Source organism: Thiococcus pfennigii, assembly GCF_016583835.1.
Classification (GTDB): domain Bacteria; phylum Pseudomonadota; class Gammaproteobacteria; order Chromatiales; family Chromatiaceae; genus Thiococcus; species Thiococcus pfennigii.
The window spans coordinates 1-4,003 of record NZ_NRRW01000113.1 but is presented as its reverse complement, the minus strand read 5'-3'; the positions used below and the strand labels follow the sequence as shown (position 1 = coordinate 4,003).

The window sequence follows — 4,003 nt, the reverse complement described above, 5'->3', positions numbered from 1 at the left end:
GGAGCCAGGGATGTTACTTTTCGAGGCCTGACCCCCGCCCCCGCGCCCGAAATGCTGCATTTCAAGACCTGACCCCAACCCCTGGCCGCACTGACCCCGTTTCTTTCCCCGAAATGTTGTGACCCCCTTCTTTCTTCTTCGCTATTTGTGAGGAATCCCGCCGATTTGCCAGAAGCGGGGGCCGCGGGTTTGTATCGTTGGATCGGGTAGAAGCATGTCCTTTTGGTAGCGCTCGATGATGTCGGGGGCCGCGAGGACGGGAAGGCCGATTGCGACGGCTAGCCCTAGGACCTGAAGGGGCCACCGCCGGAGTTCGTTCTTGCGAGCCGGCCGAAAGCGATAAAGCATGGCCGCCGCGACGAGGGCGAATAGTAGCTGGCTGAGCGGCATCACAATGATGCCGCTGAACAGGGAATAGGCGAGCCCCATGCTGAGGCTCAGCGTTAGCAGGATCTCGGGCAGGCTGTCTTGCGGACTATTGGTGAGTTGCGCCCGGCAATGACGAGTCCAGGCCCGTGCCGCTAGGACCATTGCGGAGAGGATCAGGGCGGTGCAGGGGAGGCCCCATTCGGCGGCCAACTGTAACACCGAGTTGTGAGGATGGGCGGCGTAGGCGGACGGCACCCAGGCGAGGTGCATCGGCCCGATCCCGAAAAGAGGATCCGCGCGGATCTGTTCGAGGGCCGCGCTCCATAGCGCGATTCGGCCTGGAGATCCGAAGTCCGCATAGCGAGCCGTTGCCAGGAAGCTCTCGATGCCGATGAGCCAGGGAATCAAATCGAACGCGACCAGGTACAGGCCAAACCCCGCCGCGGCGGCCAGTATCAGACGGGTGAGCACGGGATTGGTCGCCGGCCCTAGCAGCCAACGCGTCGCCAGTAGGCCCGCTATGACTGCCAACAGGGCGCCGCGGCTACCACTCGCGAAGAGCAGCGTCCACCACACGACGGCGAGCGCGACAAACCCATGGCGCAGCCGGGCTGGCCGAATAGACGTCAGCAAGAACGGCACGGCGGTCAGCGAAAGGGTCCAGATCTGGTACTGGTTGAAAAACCGACGGTTCGTGAATCCGGTGAACGGCTCCGGCAACTTAAGCGGATCGCCGGCGATCAAAATCGCCAGGTAGACGGTGATGGTCCGCAGGGCGTAGATCGCCGCTGCAACCGTGAGGGCGATCGCGACGGAGCGCAACCAATGTCGGCTTGTCTGCGCTGCCAAGACCAGGGCGAAACCGACGAGGCCGGCGAAAAAGCTGACCTCCAACAAGGCGTGGCGTGGCGACGCAGCCAGCACCGCGGAAATCAATCCAAGTACCAGGATGCCAAGAACCAACAGGCGCCCCGTAGCGGAAATCTTGGCTAGCGCAGCGCCAGCGGCAGGGCGAGCAGCGAGGATGCTGCCTGCAGCAGCGAGAAGCAGCAGCGCGGCGAGCCGCTTCTCGTCATAGGTGATCAGCCACGGGACTAAACTATAGCTAGGTAGAAAAATCAGCGCGCTGAGGGCGATAAAGAGAAGTACGGCGCTGAATGCTTCGGGTGCCTCAGACCTCAGACGCGCTACCGCATGATCAAGACGAAAGCGCTGAACGACGCTAATCATTGGCCAAGGTCTTCGATGCCGGGCTCTGATTCTCGGCAGTCCGGGTAACGGTCGGAGCCTGGGATGTTTAATCTGGCTGGTCTCACCCATGTTCCTCTCATGGAGTTTTCGTCCGGCCTTATAAAGCGGCATTTCTATGCCACGCAGCCGGGGAGCCAAAAAAGTGCGTGAAAGCCGTCACGCTGAACTCCCTACTCCGTCCCTACACCGTTAGAGATGTCGTGGCTGCCGATGGCTGGCGCGTTGCTCAAGCCTGGCACTAATTCCTGCTGACACAAAGAGAGGAACCGCCCTTCGGAAAGGTTTTGTAAACGGCCGCCCCCGTTGCGCCTTCATCTCTTTATTTTGGGGCAATTTACTTTCGGTTGATGGCCCTGCTCATAATTCCGGCCACCGAACCAGCCTTCTGCCCGCAAAAGCCACGTCAAGCCACTAATTTTAAGTAGTTTTTTCGGCCAACCCGATGTCATGAACGCCGTCTTGGTCGGAATTATGAACAAGGCCCGTTTGATTTTGGGCGGGCTCGACGGCCGACTGCAGCCAGCTACCATAAATCATCCGCCGTGTGAACTCTTGCACGCGTAACTCTATGAAATTACCACTAGCGAAGGATTCCGGCTGGCTACAGGGTTACTCCCGTTCAGGCGACGATTCGGGAAACTATACGTAATGAATGCGAGATTTTCGGTTTTTTCATTCACTGACGATCTCGAAATTCTCCGTAAGCAATGAGCGCAGCTCCCGGTGGTATCGACCAGGATCGGCAAAGAACGCCGCGCACGCCGCTTTGAACTCGGCGAAGGTTTCGAAATAGCGGTTGTAGAGAATCTCCTTCTTGAAGAACTTCCATAATCGCTCGATGAGATTGAGGTTTGGCGCATACGGGGGCAGAAAGACGAGCTTGATGCGCGAGGTCTTCAAGTACTCCTGCACGAGCCGAGATCGGTAATAGGGAGCGTTATCGCAGATCACATAGATCCAGGTGGCGACAAGATTGGCGCGCTCGAGCTGCTCGAAGAGCGCAATCGTAGAGTCGGCGTTGATCGTGTCGTCAAAGCGCACCACCGGTTCGAGACGTTCGAGGTCGATGGCTCCGTTGATGTTGACCCGCTGACGCCCGGTGTTGGTGGGCACCTCGTGCTCCTCACCGCGCTTGATCCAACCGCAGGCGATGACCGGATTGTGCTGCGGATGGGCCGCATCCATGAAGTAGATCGGGTCGTCTTAGCCCTTGTCCTGCTTGAGCTTTTCGTACTGCTCGAGGAAGGCGCGCTGGGCCTTGGGATCGGCCTTGCCAGGCACCAGCCGCGGCTTCTTGTAGACGTAGCCGAGCCGATGCAGCAGCGCCGTCATGCCGCTTTCGGTGTAGCTCACTCCGAAGGTGGTCTTCACCCACGCGGCGATGGCCTTGGCGGTCTGATACAGGTGTGTCCGCAGGTGCGCATCTAGCTCGGCCAACTGCCCTTCGTCGAGCGCACAGGCGCTGCCGCGAAAGGCGACGTGGGCCCAGCGCTTTGACGCCGCCCTGCTGATACCGCTTGAAATGGTTGCGTACCGTATTGGGGTCGACCTGCAAGACCTCGGCGACCTGTTCGGCACTCCAGCCTGTGCCGAGCAGCACGACCGCCTTGATGCGGTCGGCCTCGCGCTTGTCGCGCGTCTGGCGATGGGCCGCGCGCAGTTCAGCCAGTTTCTCGGCGCCAAGTGTGTAGTCGTGCATGTACCGAGGGTAACCCAGCTTCAACCGCTTGCGCTAGACTCCTGAGAGAAAAAATCAAATGCGAGCGGTATATCTATCGAACTGTCCCCATTTTTTTACCGTTTAGTACGCACTGAGTAACCTACCTTTCATTATTATCAAGGGAAATTCCATAGCTTTGCTGTTGGATTCTTACTACTACAGCCCCGAAGCTTTCATTGTGAGACATGCGACCGTCTCCCAGCTGGAACCCCTGCCCCCAGGGCAAACGCATCAACGCATCCTAATATAGTGCCTGGAAGAAAACCCCGTTGAATTCAAAAAATCCGCTGACCTCATGCCGCCGCGGGGGTGGATTTTCATTCGGATCGAGGCCGTCAGCGAGGAATACGGGGCGGCGATGGGAATTCTTTTCATCTTCGGCGTCCATGGGACAGACCTGTCCCTCGGATCGGCCCCGATGGCCCGCGCGAGGCACTCAGGCGGCGCGTTTTCGTCGGCGCCGCTCGGCCTCGGCCTCCGCCTTGTCGTTGGCCAGCAGGATCGCCCCGAGGCGATGGAGGTTGCGCGCCACCACGGCCAAGGCGACGTAGCGCATGAAGCCGTCGAGGCCGTGATCCGGGCAGCGGTCCAGGCCGTGGGCCTCCAGCGCATTGATCGCCGACTCCACCGCCGAGTGGCGCCGGCGCAGGCGCTGAAAGCGCG

4 protein-coding genes and 2 pseudogenes are annotated in these 4,003 nt (G+C 59.8%); all 6 read right to left on the bottom strand.

What is annotated here, in order from left to right; all coding sequences use genetic code 11:
• Nucleotides 1-141 precede the first annotated feature (141 nt).
• On the bottom strand, nt 142-1,599 hold the full coding sequence (locus CKO41_RS18035; protein ID WP_200383258.1) for an O-antigen ligase family protein: 1,458 nt from the start codon (nt 1,597-1,599) through the stop codon (nt 142-144).
• A gap of 693 nt (nt 1,600-2,292) precedes the next feature.
• A complete protein-coding gene (locus CKO41_RS18850; protein WP_242464422.1) occupies nt 2,293-2,805 on the bottom strand; it encodes an IS630 family transposase in 513 nt (170 codons plus the stop codon).
• Nucleotides 2,806-2,823: 18 nt separating this feature from the next.
• Nucleotides 2,824-3,057, bottom strand: a complete 234-nt coding sequence (locus CKO41_RS18845; RefSeq protein WP_242464421.1) for a helix-turn-helix domain-containing protein — start codon at nt 3,055-3,057, stop codon at nt 2,824-2,826.
• A gap of 82 nt (nt 3,058-3,139) precedes the next feature.
• Nucleotides 3,140-3,319: pseudogene (locus tag CKO41_RS18840) on the bottom strand (helix-turn-helix domain-containing protein); the annotation flags it as partial.
• A 262-nt stretch (nt 3,320-3,581) separates the two neighbouring features.
• A complete protein-coding gene (locus CKO41_RS18025; RefSeq protein ID WP_200383257.1) occupies nt 3,582-3,728 on the bottom strand; it encodes a hypothetical protein in 147 nt (48 codons plus the stop codon).
• Between the two features lie 48 nt (nt 3,729-3,776).
• Nucleotides 3,777-4,003 (bottom strand): annotated as a pseudogene (locus CKO41_RS18020) (ISNCY family transposase); the annotation flags it as partial.